Below are 16,930 nucleotides of genomic sequence, written 5' to 3'. Positions count from 1 at the left end.
TTTTTCAACTTTTAAAGAAGTCTGAGGTCTGAATTCCTATCTGGCTGCAACTGAAATCGCTAAAGACAAATGGCATACCGTTTGAGATTGGCGGGTTTTCTGTCGTTACCCTGCATCACGACTGGCGAAACCTTTGTTACCCGCGGTGCATAAGTTTTGCGAGAACTTCAATAATATAGAAGGAACATCATGCCTTGAAAGATATGGATCTAGGCGAGTAGAGACAAGGAGGCAACCTAGCCATGAATATAGCTGAACAAAAATTGCTGGTCGCCGCGCTTGGCGGTGTGAATGAAATTGGCAAAAACATGTACTTCATACAGTACGATCAAGATATTGTGGTGATTGATTGCGGCTCGAAATTCCCTGACGAAAACCTGCCCGGCATCGACTTGATTGTTCCCGACTTCACCTATTTGCTGGACAACGCGGATAAGGTCAGAGCCCTTGTCGTCACTCATGGACATGAAGACCATATTGGTGGAATTCCCTATTTACTGAAGCAGCTGCCGATCCCTGTGTATGGGACGAAGCTTACGATTGAGCTGATTAAAATCAAGCTGAAAGAGCATCGTATTCTGCGTAATTCCGAGCTTCACACGATCGACGCGAATTCCACTATTCAAGCGGGTGCCATCCATGCCTCTTTTTTTTCGACCAGTCACAGCATCCCGGATTGCGTGGGCATCGTTTTTCAAACTCCGGAAGGCAATGTCGTCCACACGGGAGATTTTAAATTCGACATGTCTCCCGTGAAGGGACCTTATCCCGATCTGCACCGTATGGCAGAAATCGGCAAGCAGGGCGTGAAGGTGCTGCTATCGGAAAGCACAAACGCCGAAAGACCCGGGTTTACCCCTTCGGAACGCCTGGTTGGCGGTCATATCCTGGAGGCTTTCGCCCAGGCCAAACAGCAGGTATTCATCTCCACATTCGCTTCGAACGTCAACCGTGTCCAGCAGATCATCGATGCCGCGGTAGAGACGGAACGGAAATTGATTCTGCTCGGCCGGAGCATGGTTAATGTCGTTGCGGTGGCCAAGGAGCACGGGTATCTCAACATGCCCGATGATTTGCTGATCGATGCTGGAGACAGCGAGCGTTATCCGCCGGACCAAATCGCCGTGTTATGCACGGGAAGCCAAGGAGAGCCTATGGCAGCCTTATCACGGCTAGCCAACTCCAAGCATCCCCATATCGAGATTCTGCCGGGAGATACCGTCATTATTGCTGCAGGGGCGATACCGGGTAATGAGCGGAATCTGGCTCATGTCATCGATAATTTATATGTGCTGGGAGCCCAGGTCATCTATGGATCGGGTGCGACTTCAGGGATGCATGTATCCGGACATGGCAGCCAAGAAGAATTGAAATTGATGCTCACTTTGATGAAACCGGACTATTTGATCCCCGTTCACGGTGAATTCCGAATGCTCTATCAGCATCGTCAGCTGGCCGAGTCCGTGGGAATCCCGAATGAGAACGTGTTTATCGTTCAGAATGGCGACACGATACAAATCCAGCAGGGCATGGCATCGTTAGGTCCCAAAATCCCTTCAGGCAACAGCCTGGTGGACGGATTGATGATCGGCAACGTAGGCAATATCGTCTTGCGGGACCGGAGGCAGCTGTCCTCCGACGGGATGCTCATTATCGTCACCACGCTCAGCAAAACGGAAAAGCAGATGGTGGCCAAGCCCGAGCTTATATCCAGGGGATTTATCTTCGTAAAAGATTCGGAGGAATTCATGGGTCAGATCCACGATATCGTCTCGTCTTCAATGAAGGATTTGACTGAAACCGGATCCACCCAATGGAATCTGATCAAGCAAACCTTGAAGGATCATGTCGGCAAATTCATATACAGTGAGACCAAGAGGAGGCCGATGATTCTGCCCATCATTATCGAAGTTTAAGCCCTTTGAATATAAAAAGCACAGCCTCCAATAGGCTGTGCTTTTTTTTATGCGTATCGATATGGGGTTCAACCTAGGCATACACCCGGAAGCCGGCAGCTGCATACACTGCCGATAAAGAAATCGCTTTAAGGTGTTGATCTTTCATTCACGTCTGTGAAAAAAAGAATAACACATAATCCGGATTCATCCACATAACCATGTACAGAATGGACATGAACGTCTTGTCCGATTGCCGGAATGGATCCGGTTACTAACGAAAGGAGGAGGATCGGTTTGTCATCCACCCCAGAAGGGAAATGGACTGCGGAACATGGAAAATGGGCAAAACGAAAGTTCAGATTTACGCGCAATGACTGGATGGGCTATCTATTCAGCGCCCCTCTGATTATCGGCGTCATCGTATTTGCCATTTATCCCATGTTTGCCGCACTGTTTATGAGTTTTCATCAGACATCCGGGCTCAATTTATCCGGAAACTGGGTGGGCCTGAGCAACTATCGTTACGCGTTAGAGGATTCCTTATTTTGGCAAGCGCTTACAAATACGTTCGTCATGGGGATATGGTCCGTATTGCTAGGGATCGCGCTTTCGTTTGTTCTGGCGAGCCTGATTAATAATCTGAAATGGCATCTGGGACGCAATTTTTTCAAAGCGGTCTATTTTCTGCCCAACGTCGTGTCCGGCGTAGCTACAAGCTTGTTGTTCTCCTTCTTGTTTTTCCCGTCCAAGGAAGGCCTGATCAACTTCGTGATTGGTTTGTTCGGCATCGATCCGGTCGGCTGGTTCACGAACCCGGAAGTCGCGCGTTACAGTATCGTGCTGATGAGCTTGTGGGGTGCACTAGGATATAACACCATTATTTTTCTGGCCGGTTTGCAAAGCGTCCCGCGGGATCTCTATGAGGCTGCCGAGGTCGACGGTGCAGGCACGTACCGGAAATGGTGGTATATAACGATTCCCTACTTGCGTCCGATCTTTGTGTTCATGCTCATCATGGGAACCATCGGCGGAATGAAGCGGTTTACGGATGTATGGTTAATCGGCGGAACCGCAGGTAATCCTGGGGGAAGCTTGATGACCGTGGTGCTGTATATTTACCGAAATGCATTCCTCTCTTCGCAGATGGGGCTGGCTACGGCCGTATCCTATCTGTTATTCGTCATCATACTCATCTTAACCGTGTTCCTCATGCTGCTCAACCGACGTAAAGACAGCTTGGATTAATCCCACTATCCATTTTCGGATCCGTAGGGGGAACCTTATTCCAGAAGACAGGAGGGTAACTATGAGCAGTTCAGCCTTGCCCAAGGAGCCGGTGCGCCGTAAACGAATCACGCTTCCACAGCTGATGCTAACGCTGGTCCTATTGGTAGGTTCATTCATTATGATTGTGCCATTCTTATGGATGCTGGTAACGAGCTTCGATTGGGCCGCACGGTTAAATATTTCATTCCCGCCGAAAATATGGCCGGAGGAGCCTTCAATCCGAACCTATGAAGCCGCTTTCACGAACATCAATATGTTCCGATATATCGGCAATTCCACGCTTGTCAGCGCAGGGGTCATTATCATCAGCTCGTTGTCCGCATTATTATCCGGTTATGCCTTATCCAAGCTTCGCTTCAAAGGAGCTAATTTCGTACTGCTGCTGGCGCTAAGCACGATGATGATTCCGTTCGAAATGACCATGATTCCGCAGTATCTTTTGTTCAGTAAACTCGGGTTGGTCGACAATTATCTGGCATTTTATTTGCCGGCCATGAACTATGCGTTCGGTACTTTTTTAGCCAAAGCGTTCTTTGATCAATTGCCCAGCAGTTTAAGGGAAGCGGCCGTACTGGATGGAGCCAAGGAAATTACGGTATTCAGCCGGGTTTATCTGCCGCTGTGTACGCCGATTATCGCCACCATGGTCATTCTGCTGTTCTTGGGCGTATGGAACGATATGCTGTGGCCGCTGCTGATCTTGAAATCGGCTGCCAAGTACACGATCCAGATCGGTTTAGCCATGTTTACGTACAACAACGGTATTAACCAACAGCCATCCATTATTATGGCGGCCACAACCACGAGCCTCATTCCGGTTATCGTCGTCTATATGTTCCTGCAGCGCTATATTATCGAAAGCATTGCGCTGTCCGGTATCAAGCAGTAATTCAGAAAGTAAAGCTAAAATTATGCGGGGGTGTTGACGTGATGAAAAAAGCTGTGCTGCTGATCCTGTCATTCGTGCTGGTGTTTACATTGGCCGCTTGTTCAGGCAGTTCAGGTAAAGATGTGACAGGCGGCGTTACAATTGAAAAAGTATCGGATATGGAAGGAACGGTTCGCGTTGCGCTGGCAGGCTGGCAGCTGGATAACGGGATCGATGCGCTGACAGGCAATCCGACGATCGGGCTCAACGAATATTTGGATAAAACGTTCAAAAAAATGTATCCGAACATCAAGCTGGAGGTTTATCAAATCCCTTGGGAGAACGTAAAAGCCAAACAAACGGCCATGCTGCTCTCCGGCGATGCGGATGTCTTGTATACCGGGGGAGCCTTTGCATCGCAATGGTACCAGGAAGGGCTGCTGCGTGACCTGGACGATTTGATTGCAAAAGATACTTCGTTTGACCCGAGCATCTATCTGGAAGGCATTATGAATAATTCCTACAGCACCAAGTCGCCGGACGGAAGCAAACAATTTGGGATACCTGCCGTGCTTGGCCGCCGGATGACGATTTATGATAAGAAGCTGTTTGAAGACTGGGGCGTTGAAACACTCTCGGCACAGCCGGGACCGGACGAAATTCTGGAGAAAGCCAAGCAGATGACCGGCAAAAACCCGAAAACCGGTGAAGACAATTTCGGTTTGTATTGGAGCGGCAACTCATTAAACGGATCCACCTTTGTTGCATTAACCCTTGCATATGGCGCCAAAGGAGCGGAAGGATCGCTGAAGGACATCAAGAACATCAAGTGGCACCTGAATACGCCGGAAATGGTCAAAGTGATGGAATGGCTGAAGGAAGCCGCACAGCTGCCACCGGCCGGGTTCGTGAATGCCCAGGGTGCCGAGAACTTCGGACTCGAGAAAAACAATATCGCCATCGCGCTGGATTCCACCGGCGGCTCCACGATGAGTGAATACCGGTCGAAGCAGAACAAGGAGCTGCTGGACCGTTTTGAACCTGTGCTGAACATGGGTCCTAAAGGTGAAGGCTGGGTGGCGGTTGACCCGTTCATCATGGCGAAGAATGCCAAAGATGTGGATGCATCATGGGAAGTGTTAAAGTTCTTGACCAGTTACATGACGCAAAAATACATGTATGAAAACTTCTCCAGTACCCCAACGCTCAAAAATGCCGATTTTGTAACACCGGAAGACAAATTCGTCAAAAAGGCACTTGAGATCGCGGAAGTCGGCCACTCCGAGCTCATGGATGAAGCCAATCCGTTCTATATGAGCGACATCGCTCCAGCCATAAACGGATTTATCAGCCAGGCAGCGTCCGGTAATGCTCCGGATATTCAGAAGTTTCTGGATGATCTGCAGGCTCGTGCCGAGAAGTGGTCTGCGAATCTGAAGTAAAAACAGGAGGGGACTGCACAGGTGCATGGGTTTGATAAGCGTGGTTGACTTACACGTTGTCCCTGACTTTGACGAGACGGGCTAATCATGATGAGTATATGAGCCGAACAGCACAATATATTCCAATATTATGTGAATCGTGCATTGTCCCGATCATGCGGGAGAAAAACCGACCGAATATGGCCGGTTTTTTTATATTCCAATGCGGATAAAATAACATATAATGGTAAATCATTAAGATGTAGAGAGGGGAGGGTTCATAAAAAAAATTAGGATGATGGATGATAACAAGCAAGCACTAAATAGTTCATAAGATGAGCATTTAATAAAAATCAAATCGATTAAGAACCAACGAAACATTAAAAATGTCTTCAGTAGCGAAATTCCGCTAAAATGTGAAGCGAAATCGTAATAATAATGAAACAACCAAAATTCGATGATTATGATGATTTATAATGGCACATGAACAAACTTGAACAAAATGATCGATTAAGGACGATATTAGACTGAATTAATCGAGAGTTTGATTAAAGCCTTTAGATTAGATGAATTGTAATTCAGACGATTGAATCTAAATGAAGAAAGAATCCAATTGGAAAGTTAAAGTTGTTCGATAAAATAGAAGATGCGCAAAGTAAAAAGGATTATAACGGCTTAACAAAATAGAAAGCAAAAACTAAGCAGATTCATACGAATCTAAATGAAAATCAGCTGTGGCGATTCTTTTCTCAACATCTGTTTCACAAAACTCGTATTTTGTACATATGTCAATCTTTGTGGTGGCCAACGCAATGTCCCTCGACAATTGTTGATAAAATAAAAAAGCCGCTCAAATAGCGACTTTCAATGGGACCATGTTCTTGTATCTCGACAATTTTGGTTTTCTCAAATATTAAAACCATTAATAAAAATATTGAACAACTATAAGACCGACAATAATAACAATAGTTAATACTAAAGTGCCTTTCCAACCTAAATCGACTATACTATACCGAGCCCTACTATTTCCTTGATTCATATGACCAAATGGATTATTTTCCAATTCTTCTTGTCTTAGTCTTTCTCTTGTTCTTTCAGGAGTTTCATAATCTTTGCTCATTGTTTACGTACCCCCTAGGTTAATAATTTTAATTAGATATCCAATACCAATTTATTGATGCAGTAGTATAATAATAACATTTTTATGTTATTTAATGGGATTTAATTGAACATTGAATAGATCTTAAACTATCCTGCCTCCTGTTGCGATGCGTGAATATGTTGTTATTTGCTGTTGGAGGCTTCTTCGGATCTGCTTGCAAATTCTCTTATGAGTTCCTCTGTACTAGTTACTTTAACACCTATATTTCTCATTTCATGAATTCCCTTATCATAAACGCCTGATATTGCATCCTCGATCATAACCACCTTAAAGTCTCTTTCACTTGCTTGATATATACTTGTTCTTGGACAGTTCGGAAAATTGCACCCAATAAAAATCAGTGTATCTATATTCTTCACTCTCAAAAATGCTTCTAAGTTCGTTTGATAAAATGCGCCCCATCTTGGTTTATACATTACCCATTCATTATCTGCGATCAATTGTATTGTTCCTTGAAGGAGCTCCTTGTCGTCTAACTGAACTGAATTCTTCGGGCTAATCATTTCAACTAAGTCTGCTCCCGTTGATCCTGGTGTTACAATTCGAACGCCTGTTTCAATTAATTCTCTGCGGCAGATATCAACATTCGTTCCATCTTCCTTATATAATCGAATCACGTGGAATATCGGAATGTCTCTACTTCTGCATGCATCTAATATTAACTTCATGTGAGGCAGTACATTAACAGTACCTGCAATTTCTGCTACAGCCCCTGGCAAACTAAAATCATTCTGTGTATCAATTGTAACAACCGCACAATTGTTATAATCAGGGTATGTATATTTACTCATCATTGACCATCCTTCTAAAATCGTATTTGCCCCAATTGCATATAACGTTCTCAGTATTCACGACGCTCGACGAAGTCGAGTGTGTCCGGCTGCATCAACTTCCATGCCAATTGCATCTGTCCGGACCAAGGGGCCGTAAGGCCCGAAGCGTGAATATAATGTTATCGGATGTTAATGCCTTCCTTTGTTAATGCCTTCCTTGTGATGCCTCCAATATAAATTTAAAATGTTCTAAACCATTCTTAATAATTTTGTTTTCCATAGATTCTATTTCTTTAATTAAGTCTTTCATATTACTCTTTGCCAGGTTATAGTCCTCTAATTCAATGTCATTACTATTTAAAACCTCTTCAAGTTCATCTTCATCCTTAATATATAAATTACCATTAGGAAAAACAATCACATCTAAATAAAGATCATCCCAAAAAGGCACTCCTTGATCACTAATCCCAATATTCTTAGATATATCGAAATACCATTGAATTATTTCTTTTTTCTCATTAAGCATCGTTGTAACACAGTAATTTGATTCCGAGGGGAAGTGCTGCATCCAATAATAACCATTATCGGCTATACAGAAAAGATGTTTTGGAAGTTATGTCGGGGGTGTGAAATGAAAAGAAAACATGCAGACCGATTAGACTGGCATCGAATATTAAATAAAGATTTTGTATGTAGGTTTTTCGATGAAGTCGAATTTAAAGGACATATTACCTTAATTACTATTCATCAAGTCAAAGAACCATTAAAAACAAGTATTGAAGATAAAGAAATAGCATTAATTTCCGATAACGTCTTATCTACGAACTTCGTAAATTATTCCAAATGTAGAGTATTCGTGAATTTATTAAACTATCCTGCCCGTTAGCTTAATGAAATTGCATGGAAACATAGTTAGATACTTATCTAATCGGTAATCGGCTCATGTTCCTTTACGGCAATCGGTACAAGTTCTTGTTCTCGACTCGGGACATGAACTTGCACCGATGAAACAAAAAAGCCGCTATAATAGCGACTATCAATGGGACCATGTTCTTGTCCCCAGACAATTTGGTGGCGTCGTCATGATCCGCAAATAATTCTTTTGCGGTTGCAAACAAAAAGATCTCTAATGTTAAACATCTCAATACTCTTTCCGGTACCCAAATACCTTGGCATAGGTCCAGTTAATCAGCAAGATCTAGTATACGACCGCGTACATCCTTCTTCCGGAATCTTTGCCGTCATTACGTAAAGCTGAGCAATGGACTTTTCATTCACCGGAGCACCTCCAACCTGAAGAAGCATTTGATCCAGCTTCGCAAACTGGATCTCTTATACCAAACCATTTCGCATATTAATTATACAGCAATTGGAAGTATCCTGCCCTTTAGCACAACGCGGCTGCCGATCATACGGCAGCTTCTCCCTGGTCGTTTATTCAACTATCGTTTCCCGTTAGCTTAACCATTCAGAACGAATCGTTGAACATATCGCTACCAGCGATGTGTGATCTGACACGTCTGTCTAATAAAATAATAGATTCAAGCGTTATCCGAATTGATAAAAAAACCTGCATTCTCCTTAACCCACTCTGCGAACGTATACGGTTTGTGTCCTGTTACTTCCTCCACTGTCGACAAAACGGTATAAGCAGATTTAGGCGGATTAAGGTGCCAACTAATCACGTAATCTATTGCATCCTCCTGAACACCCATTTTCCTCATCTGTTCACGTTCTTCTTCTTCAGAGCTTTCGATAAATTGAATTTCACGTCCAATAACCTCACTGATTATCCGAACTTTATCTTGAACCGACAAACTCTCAGGCCCTGTTAATGTATATATTTGACTTGCATGACCTTCCCCAGTTAGTGCAACCGCTGCGACTCTTCCAATATCGGCTTCATGAACAGGAGCAATCAGTGATCCTCCGAACAGGTCTCGAACAACCCCCTCGGAGCGTATAGAGTTCGCCCATTTCCGTGCGTTTGACATAAATTCAAAAGCTTGAAGCTGAGTCCACTCCAGACTGCTTGACTCAACCGCCTTCTCAAAAGGGCCCTTCTCTCCGTTCCACAAAACTGTAACCCTTCGCACCCCGGCCTTCTCAGCAAGCTCAACGATTTCTGGTCCTGTTTGTAACGGGGCATATTCGGCACCTGTTGTAATTAAATGCATGCCGCTGATGCCAACCAACGCAGAAACTAGCGTACTTGGATCACTTAAATCTCCCGCGACAACCTCTACACCATGAGGAAGATTGGCTTGCTGCGGATTACGTGTCAATGCACGTACCTTTTGCCCCCTTTGAAGAAGTTGGTCCACGACATGCCGTCCTACGGTTCCCGTTGCCCCAGCAACTAATATAGTCATTTATTATCCTCCTCCCGTTTTTGTACCATCCGATTGATTTTTTCAGCCAAATTTAACTTCGCTTTGGTTAAAGCAGCTAATTGTTGGTTAATCTCGTGCATTTTCGACTGATACATAAGCAGCAATTCCTCACAATAGACGTCTTTATCTTTGTGCTCCTGTTGCTCAGGAAATCTACAGAAGAGAATGTCCCGAATTTGGTCAGTTGTCAGCCCTAAATCTAAATAAAGTTGAATTGCGTTAATGGATTCGATCGCCTTTTCGTCATATTCTCTATAATTATTTTCTTGACGAGATGTTTTGATCAATCCTTTCTCCTCATAATAACGAATCGAACGGGCACTAACGCCAGTTATTTTTCTTACCTTTCCGATCTTCAAAACGATCACCTCATCGATTAGGAACGTTAGCTTTATTATAAAGCTTCACATTAATGTAAAGGTCAAGAAAAAAGATTAAATAAAAAAGACCCCCTTAGGGGATGGCAATTAGTCTAGTCATAACTCGCAGGATGTTATTCGGTTTCGTAATATTTGCTGTGTTAAACTGCCCGTTAGCTTAATGAATAGCTTTAAAATTCAGTTAGATATTTATCTAATCGGTAATCGGAACATGTTCTTGTCCATTACGGCAAAAGGTACAAGTTCTTGTCCTCGACTGGGGACAAGAACTTGTACCGATAAAACAAAAAAGCCGCTATTCGTTTTAGATTGTAGGGCTCCTATCGCGTTCTAAAATATTAAACATTCATTTGTCTATCGCATTACCGATCTTGCATGCATAAGCTAATATTATTAATAGAGGAGGTGAAGACGCTATGTCTAAGTTTCTTAGCTATCTCAGCGGAGTCATTGGTGGTTTCGGCCTAATTTACGTCCCAGTATCGGAATTACTGCCAAGCCTGGAACCTGTACTTGACACAGTAGGCATCATATCTGTGATTGTGTTCTCCATCGCCTTAATCGTCAATGGTGTGCGTTCCTTGATAAGCAAAGCGTAACGGATTAGCTCGCTACTAAGATAGAGATATATTGACATTTGGGAATAGGGTGCCCAGAGAATTTATGAAAACAGGGAGCAGCCTGCCGCGCGGCGTTCTGCTCCCTAGTTATTGCACTTTCGTTTCCCGATAGCTTATATATCGTGCATCACACTTATGTCCATTACAGCAACATGACAAAATATTGTAAGTTCCACATAATTGGTAAATTATACTTATTGGGAGGGCTATTAGATGTACCAATTGTTCATATCAATCAATCGGTTAAGATTCATAATCATAGTCTCCTTTATACAATAATTAGGCTTCAAAATGCCTCATTAAAATCTTTAATTGGTGCAATGACTGACTTTTGTATGGATGACCTTGATGATGCTGACAATGCGCCTTTATTATAGTACAATCTCTACATCCAATTTTGTAGGTGATTGATAATGCTAGTGCTTGAGCTGAAAGTTCCCCCATTCCCCCTGCTAGCCACGGTCGGCCATACCTTATGGCCGCCGGGAATTGTCCATGCAAGGCGTCAATTTGATGTTTTTGACATTATTATTTGCGTCAGTGGCACACTCTATATGGAGGAAAACGGGATTCAATATGAAATCAAAAAAGGCATGGTATTGGTGCTTGAGCCTGGAAAAATGCATCGCGGCTATCGCCCAACTGATACAAATACGGAGGTGTATTGGATTCATTTTGAATATCCGCTATTGTCGAAGCCTATGCTAGTCGATAAAAACAATTGGCAGCAGCCTCTGCTGAACAGGACGGACCAGGATACCGAGGCTCTTCTAGGCATGGTGGACATCCCCAAATTTACCGGGATAGATTTGCGTACGGTCGTCCCCCTTCTGAAGGAAATGATAAAAGTACACAGCATCCTTTCAGCATACCGCTCCTACGAGCTGCAAATTTTATTTGGCAGATTCCTCATTGAAATTCAAAGCAGCATGAAAAAAAGCAGCCCACAGGCCCGATCCCTTTTTCTTGGGGAGAAAGTTGCCTCCTATTTGGCGGATTGCTTAGAAGATCCTTTTGATTCCGTACAGATGGAGAACGACCTGCATTACCACTTCGATTATTTGGCGCGCTGTCTGAAACAGTATTCGGGAATGAGTCCTCTGCAATACAGGCATCGTCTCCAGATCGAACGCGCTAAACAGCTCCTAGCGAATTCAGAACTACCTTTAATCCAAGTCGGTGAACAATGCGGATTCCGTGACAACAATTATTTTACGCGCCTATTCAAACGCCAAACCTCGTTTACACCTGGAGAGTACCGGAAGCGGTATCAGGTATTTCGAGTGGATTAACACAAGAATAAACGTCCTCCCAATTGAAAAAAGCGCTGTTACCATTCAATGGTCAAGCGCTTTATTTAAGCTGTGTGCTTCGTTAATAATGATCAAGTTATTTTCTAATCAGCCAGTTTGCTGGAATAGTTTGGAGTTCCACCGGATGACGATATCGTTTTCCGATTTCTTTAAAACGTTCTAACACATTCGCATCCAACAAGCCGCGCTGATCTGGAGCTCCATTTAATAAAAATGACACGTTATGGTTGTTCGCATCCTGTACTTTATCCAATACCCAATCAGTGGTTTTGAGTTCCATTTTCGTATCCGAAGCTCTCCAAAACCACGTTTCAGTTAAGATATTGCAGCTCGCACCAGGACCTGCAAAGGATTCTTCAATTTCTTGCCCAGCAGCATTTTCATAAAAAACGATATCTGTATGATCCAAAGTCGATTCACAGCTAATATTCATCAATAAGCACTGAGGCTGCAAACTTTTCACGAGTTCATTAATTTCTTCAAACGGAAGGTCCTCATAATTAGGGCCTCCCCAATGGGCGTTCCATCCGTCAATGATCAAAAACGGAAGTTCGCCATAGTTTGTCAGCAATTCTTCGATTTGATTTTTAATGAACCGCTTATCTTCCGCTGTGCATTTTTTTCGACCGATTTGATGATGCAAGTCTAGCATAGAGAAATAAAGACCCGCATTAATACCTTCCTCCCTAAATGCATCAAGATATTCTTTGACGACATCCCTTTTGTCGGTTGCATTACGGATGCAATGCTCCGTATATCGGGTAGGCCACAAGCTGAATCCTTCATGATGCTTTGCTGTCAGTGCAGCGAATTTCATCCCCGCGGATCTAGCCGCTTTCGCCCATTGCGCACAGTCCAACTGCTCAGGATTCCAGAGTTTTGGATCAAATGGGAATCTGCGAGGTTCATCATGATTCTCATGCCCGTATTCCCAATCCTTAATTTCCGTTTCAGCAAACTGAAATGTAGCACTATTAAAGTGAATAAACATCCCGAGTCTCTGATTCACAAACCATAGTTGTCGTTGTACCAAATCATGATTATCCAAATGATAACCTCCTCTATTTCCGGTGAATACTCACCATCATATGATATCTACCACTTTAATGGATTATCATCCTTGATACATCTATCAAAAACGACATTTCACCATACAATTTCTACTTTTCTTTAGGATTTTAACGATTTATTTATTCTCGCGGCGAGGTAACGAACCCACTGAAACACAGCAGTAATTAGATGCTTATCTAATCGAAAATCGGCCTATTATTTTGTCCTTTAAGGCAATCGGTACAAGTTCTTATCCTTGGTACTGGACAAGAACTTGTACCGATACAACAAAAAAAGCCGCTAAAATAGCGACTTTCAATGGGACTATGTTTTTGTCGCCCAACATTCTCTGGGTTTTATGAAGGATAATTAATTTGTCTGTTTGGATATCGTCCCGAAATATTCCACAACTACCTCACGGAATTCGAGAGCAGCCCGCGAAATGTACCGACTCCTGTGCCATAACAAAGCGATCTCCCGTACCAATTCATGATTCTCTACTTTGAGATATTTGATATGTTCCCCAGAATGCCTTGCCGTACTTGGTATAAAGCCTATGCCAATTCCCGCTTCTACTAGAGAACTTAGCCTTGCAGGTTCGTCACCCTCATACACATATGTAGGTACAAATCCAACCGATTTGCATATAGAATCCACCAGATCACGAGTACCGTAGCCTCTTTTTACACCAACAAAACATTCATCCCTTAGATCAGTCAAAGATATGCTGTTTCGGTTAGCAAGCCTATGCCCTGTGGGAACAGCTACAAGAATCGGGTCGATGAACATGATTTGACATTCAATGTCTTCCCCTTTTATAGGAGGCGAGGACAAGCAAAAATCAACCTCTCCTCTATGAAGAAGCGTAACCATTTCCTGCGTGGTGAGCATTTGCACATGAAATTGGATATCGGGACGCTTGTTCCGAAACTCTCGAAGGATCTGAGGCAATGTGCTTGCGGTGGTCACCGCCAATTCGAGTGTGCCATGTTCTTGGCTGGACACATCGCTAATCTCCTGCTTCCCCTGTTCCAATTCAAACAACGCCCTTTCAGCACGGCGATAGAATCTGCTTCCAAACTCATTCAATCGCAGTTTCCTTCCTATTCGATCGAATAACGGGACCCCCAAATCCTCCTCCAAGCGCCCAATCGTTTTGCTTAGTGATGACTGAGTGACATGCAGACTTCTTGCTGCTTCAGTCATATGTTCCAAACGAGCTACCTCGAGAAAATATCTCAGTTGAAGTAGTTCCACTTTACACCCTCCTCTCATTCCCTTGAGTCAATGAAATCATAACATAAAATGCATTGGAATAAATAAATGATTTCAAGTACGATGATGACACTAATATACAGAGTGGGGGATTGAAATGAGTATTCGCAGTAGGTGGTTGATGATCTCCGTTGGACTAGGGATTCTATTGAACCCATTAAATTCTTCAATGATTTCAGTTGCTATTCCAAGGCTACAAAATGTGTTCCAACTCGACTTTACAGTGGTATCCTGGATCATTTTTTCTTTCTACATTGCGAGTGCTATCGCTCAACCTATCATGGGAAAAGCCAGCGATTTATTCGGTAGGAGGAGGATATTTCTTAGCGGGCTTGTTGTATCCTTCATTGCATCATTATTAGCTCCACTATCCCCAAACTTTGGTTGGCTCATCGTGTTCCGCATTGTGCAATCCATCGGAACAAGCATGATGGTTGCGGTTGGAATGGCCATTGTGCGAATTCATATTACGGAGAAACAAGCAACTGCACTGTCAGTCTTGTCCATATTCCTATCCGGAGCGGCAGCGGTTGGCCCCTTCATTGGCGGGGTCATCATTCACTGGTGGAGCTGGCCTGCTATTTTTTTGGTTAATATTCCGTTCGTGGTGACAAGCTTTCTATTAGCTTGGAGGCATATTCCTAAGGATGATCCGTCTACGACATCCGTTGCTCGCAACATGTCCTTTCGCAAATGGTCAGATTTGATTGATGCGCCAGGAGTTCTGCTATTCACCGTGGGTCTGGTTGCTCTGCTCGTTGGATTATTGTCCGCAAAATCATCTGGTCAAATTTCATTTAGTAACGTTATTGTCGGGCTGATTGGCTTCGTTGGACTGGGAGCTTTCGCGCGACATGAGTTAAAAGCGAAGGCACCCTTTATTCCTTTACGCACATTCGCTAAATATCCTGCAATGACTTGGGTCAATGTCGAATTCATGGTCGTTAACTTGCTTTTTTACTCTCTCTTTTTCGGGCTTCCGTCCTACTTGCAAATCGTACGTCATGTCAGCGAGTTCCATACCGGGATGCTCATGCTAAGCTTAGGCTTGTGCTCGCTCGTTGCTTCTCCAATGGCAGGACGATGGATCGATAAATCAGGACCCGGGCCAGCATTGCTTATGTCCGGAATGCTGATGACATTTGGGTCCGTATGGATCGTGATCATGACACTGGATCAGACTTCACCGGTTATCAGTGTGTGTCTGGCTTTAGCTGCATTCGGTATTAGCAACGGGTTAAACAGTGTCGCTATGCAAGCGGCCTTATTTAAAAGTTCACCAAAAGAAATTATAGGTGTAGCATCTGGAATATTTAATACCTCAAGATACCTGGGAACCATTCTCTCTTCATTACTCATTAGCAGCGTAATGGGAGATAACTTCAGCTTCGAGGGATTTCGAGTACTTGGGATTATCCTCACGTTAATTGCATTGTCCTTGTTATTCGTAAATTGGCGTCACAAGGAGTCCGAGCAGCAGTTGCATGAGTCCTAGTTATCTGACAGATGTAGCTTACCCTTTGTTACCTCAACAGAAAGCTGTAGCTGATCGTGAGAATCGGCTAAGCAGAATACTAATTAGATATATACCTAATCATAAATGAGAACATGTTCTTGTCCATTTCGGCAATCGGTACAAGTTCTTGTCCTTGGCTCGGGACAAGAACTTGTACCGTTAAAACAAAAAAGCCGCTATTATAGCGACTTTCTATGGGATCATGTTCTTGTCCCCCGACATTAAAATATAAAACCAGTGATAAAAATTCTTTTACTTAAAAATATTGGGCAACTATAAGACCAACAATAATAACAATAATTAACACTAAAGTGCCTTTCCAACCTAAACTGCTTACTAAATCGACTAGACTACCAGATTGAGCCCTATTAATCCGTCATTCATATGTCCCAATGGATTATTTTTCAATTCCTCATGTCTTAGTCTTTCTCTTGTTCTTTCAGGAGTTTCATAATCATTATTCATTCTTTACCCACAAAATAATAAATTTTAATTAGATGAACTGGTCATCGAGCTGACTCCAAACGTGCTTCCTCTCGTCTGGTGTCATCTTCCCAAGAACGGTAGTAATCAATTTTATCCCGCAGAATATCCAAAGTTTGATGAATCGTTTGAACCTGCTGGATTAATTTCCGCTCATGCTCTTCTAGAAGTTTTCTGCGTTGGGGAATGCCATCATTCCCCAATCGCATCATATCAGCGAACTGCTGCATAAGTGCGATCGGCATTCCTGTAGTCTTAAGCTTTGCGAGTAATACGATCCACTCAAAATCATGTTCCCGATATACCCGATGACCATTTTGGGCACGAGGTATAGGGTCCATCAGACCGATCCTTTCGTAATAACGAAGGGTGTGTACGCTTAACCCCGTCAACTCAGCTGCCTGCTGAATGGTCAGCTCTTTACCGATCATAACGAGTCCGCTCCTTTTAACATCCGTTTATAAGCTGTGAGCTCCGATACACTCCGGGTG

15 protein-coding genes and 1 pseudogene are annotated in these 16,930 nt (G+C 43.4%); 7 read left to right on the top strand and 9 right to left on the bottom strand.

The window, feature by feature from the left end:
* Window positions 1–242: 242 nt before the first annotated feature.
* The 4 genes from RB298_RS19285 to RB298_RS19270 all read left to right on the top strand — a co-directional run bounded on the left by RB298_RS19285 (window position 243) and on the right by RB298_RS19270 (window position 5,495).
* A complete protein-coding gene (locus tag RB298_RS19285) occupies window positions 243–1,916 on the top strand; it encodes a ribonuclease J (protein WP_096773686.1) in 1,674 nt (557 codons plus the stop codon).
* Between the two features lie 276 nt (window positions 1,917–2,192).
* On the top strand, window positions 2,193–3,143 hold the full coding sequence (locus RB298_RS19280; RefSeq protein WP_009592680.1) for a carbohydrate ABC transporter permease: 951 nt from the start codon (window positions 2,193–2,195) through the stop codon (window positions 3,141–3,143).
* 61 nt (window positions 3,144–3,204) lie between these two features.
* On the top strand, window positions 3,205–4,074 hold the full coding sequence (locus RB298_RS19275; RefSeq protein ID WP_036663034.1) for a carbohydrate ABC transporter permease: 870 nt from the start codon (window positions 3,205–3,207) through the stop codon (window positions 4,072–4,074).
* Window positions 4,075–4,115: 41 nt separating this feature from the next.
* On the top strand, window positions 4,116–5,495 hold the full coding sequence (locus RB298_RS19270; protein ID WP_192572647.1) for an extracellular solute-binding protein: 1,380 nt from the start codon (window positions 4,116–4,118) through the stop codon (window positions 5,493–5,495).
* 901 nt (window positions 5,496–6,396) lie between these two features.
* Here RB298_RS19270 and RB298_RS19265 read toward each other — a convergent pair.
* The 5 genes from RB298_RS19265 to RB298_RS19245 all read right to left on the bottom strand — a co-directional run bounded on the left by RB298_RS19265 (window position 6,397) and on the right by RB298_RS19245 (window position 10,170).
* A complete protein-coding gene (locus RB298_RS19265; RefSeq protein ID WP_192571924.1) occupies window positions 6,397–6,594 on the bottom strand; it encodes a DUF6366 family protein in 198 nt (65 codons plus the stop codon).
* A gap of 164 nt (window positions 6,595–6,758) precedes the next feature.
* Window positions 6,759–7,427, bottom strand: a complete 669-nt coding sequence (locus tag RB298_RS19260) for a cysteine hydrolase family protein (RefSeq protein WP_486048076.1) — start codon at window positions 7,425–7,427, stop codon at window positions 6,759–6,761.
* A 187-nt stretch (window positions 7,428–7,614) separates the two neighbouring features.
* The gene (locus RB298_RS19255) at window positions 7,615–7,977 is read right to left on the bottom strand and encodes a DUF402 domain-containing protein (protein ID WP_486048074.1); all 363 of its coding nucleotides are present in this window, start codon (window positions 7,975–7,977) and stop codon (window positions 7,615–7,617) included.
* A 973-nt stretch (window positions 7,978–8,950) separates the two neighbouring features.
* Window positions 8,951–9,781: an NmrA family NAD(P)-binding protein gene (locus RB298_RS19250; RefSeq protein ID WP_277748961.1), complete on the bottom strand. Its 831-nt coding sequence runs from the start codon at window positions 9,779–9,781 to the stop codon at window positions 8,951–8,953.
* Window positions 9,778–10,170: a MerR family transcriptional regulator gene (locus RB298_RS19245; protein WP_486048072.1), complete on the bottom strand. Its 393-nt coding sequence runs from the start codon at window positions 10,168–10,170 to the stop codon at window positions 9,778–9,780. The genes RB298_RS19250 and RB298_RS19245 overlap by 4 nt, the downstream gene beginning before the upstream one ends.
* A gap of 428 nt (window positions 10,171–10,598) precedes the next feature.
* Here RB298_RS19245 and RB298_RS19240 point away from each other — a divergent pair, with 428 nt between their 5' ends.
* The gene (locus tag RB298_RS19240) at window positions 10,599–10,781 is read left to right on the top strand and encodes a hypothetical protein (protein WP_096773704.1); all 183 of its coding nucleotides are present in this window, start codon (window positions 10,599–10,601) and stop codon (window positions 10,779–10,781) included.
* Window positions 10,782–11,215: 434 nt separating this feature from the next.
* On the top strand, window positions 11,216–12,094 hold the full coding sequence (locus tag RB298_RS19235; RefSeq protein WP_486048070.1) for an AraC family transcriptional regulator: 879 nt from the start codon (window positions 11,216–11,218) through the stop codon (window positions 12,092–12,094).
* 97 nt (window positions 12,095–12,191) lie between these two features.
* On the opposite strand, the gene RB298_RS19230 is transcribed toward RB298_RS19235, so the two are convergent.
* Window positions 12,192–13,163, bottom strand: coding sequence for an alpha-L-fucosidase (locus tag RB298_RS19230; RefSeq protein WP_096773706.1), 972 nt, complete (start codon window positions 13,161–13,163; stop codon window positions 12,192–12,194).
* Window positions 13,164–13,534: 371 nt separating this feature from the next.
* Window positions 13,535–14,422, bottom strand: a complete 888-nt coding sequence (locus RB298_RS19225) for a LysR family transcriptional regulator (protein WP_486048068.1) — start codon at window positions 14,420–14,422, stop codon at window positions 13,535–13,537.
* A 115-nt stretch (window positions 14,423–14,537) separates the two neighbouring features.
* Between RB298_RS19225 and RB298_RS19220 the strand changes: the two genes are divergently transcribed.
* Window positions 14,538–15,935, top strand: coding sequence for an MFS transporter (locus RB298_RS19220; RefSeq protein WP_096773708.1), 1,398 nt, complete (start codon window positions 14,538–14,540; stop codon window positions 15,933–15,935).
* 277 nt (window positions 15,936–16,212) lie between these two features.
* Here RB298_RS19220 and RB298_RS19215 read toward each other — a convergent pair.
* Window positions 16,213–16,421 (bottom strand): annotated as a pseudogene (locus RB298_RS19215) (DUF6366 family protein).
* A gap of 41 nt (window positions 16,422–16,462) precedes the next feature.
* Complete coding sequence (locus tag RB298_RS19210; protein WP_486048066.1) at window positions 16,463–16,870, bottom strand: MerR family transcriptional regulator; 408 nt, start codon at window positions 16,868–16,870, stop codon at window positions 16,463–16,465.
* Between the last annotated feature and the right edge of the window lie 60 nt (window positions 16,871–16,930).

The organism is Priestia sp. BR_2, from assembly GCF_041954005.1.
Lineage (GTDB): Bacteria > Bacillota > Bacilli > Paenibacillales > Paenibacillaceae > Paenibacillus_AQ > Paenibacillus_AQ lautus_A.
Note: the sequence above shows the minus strand (reverse complement) of the source record. Positions and strands in the feature narration are given on the sequence as shown.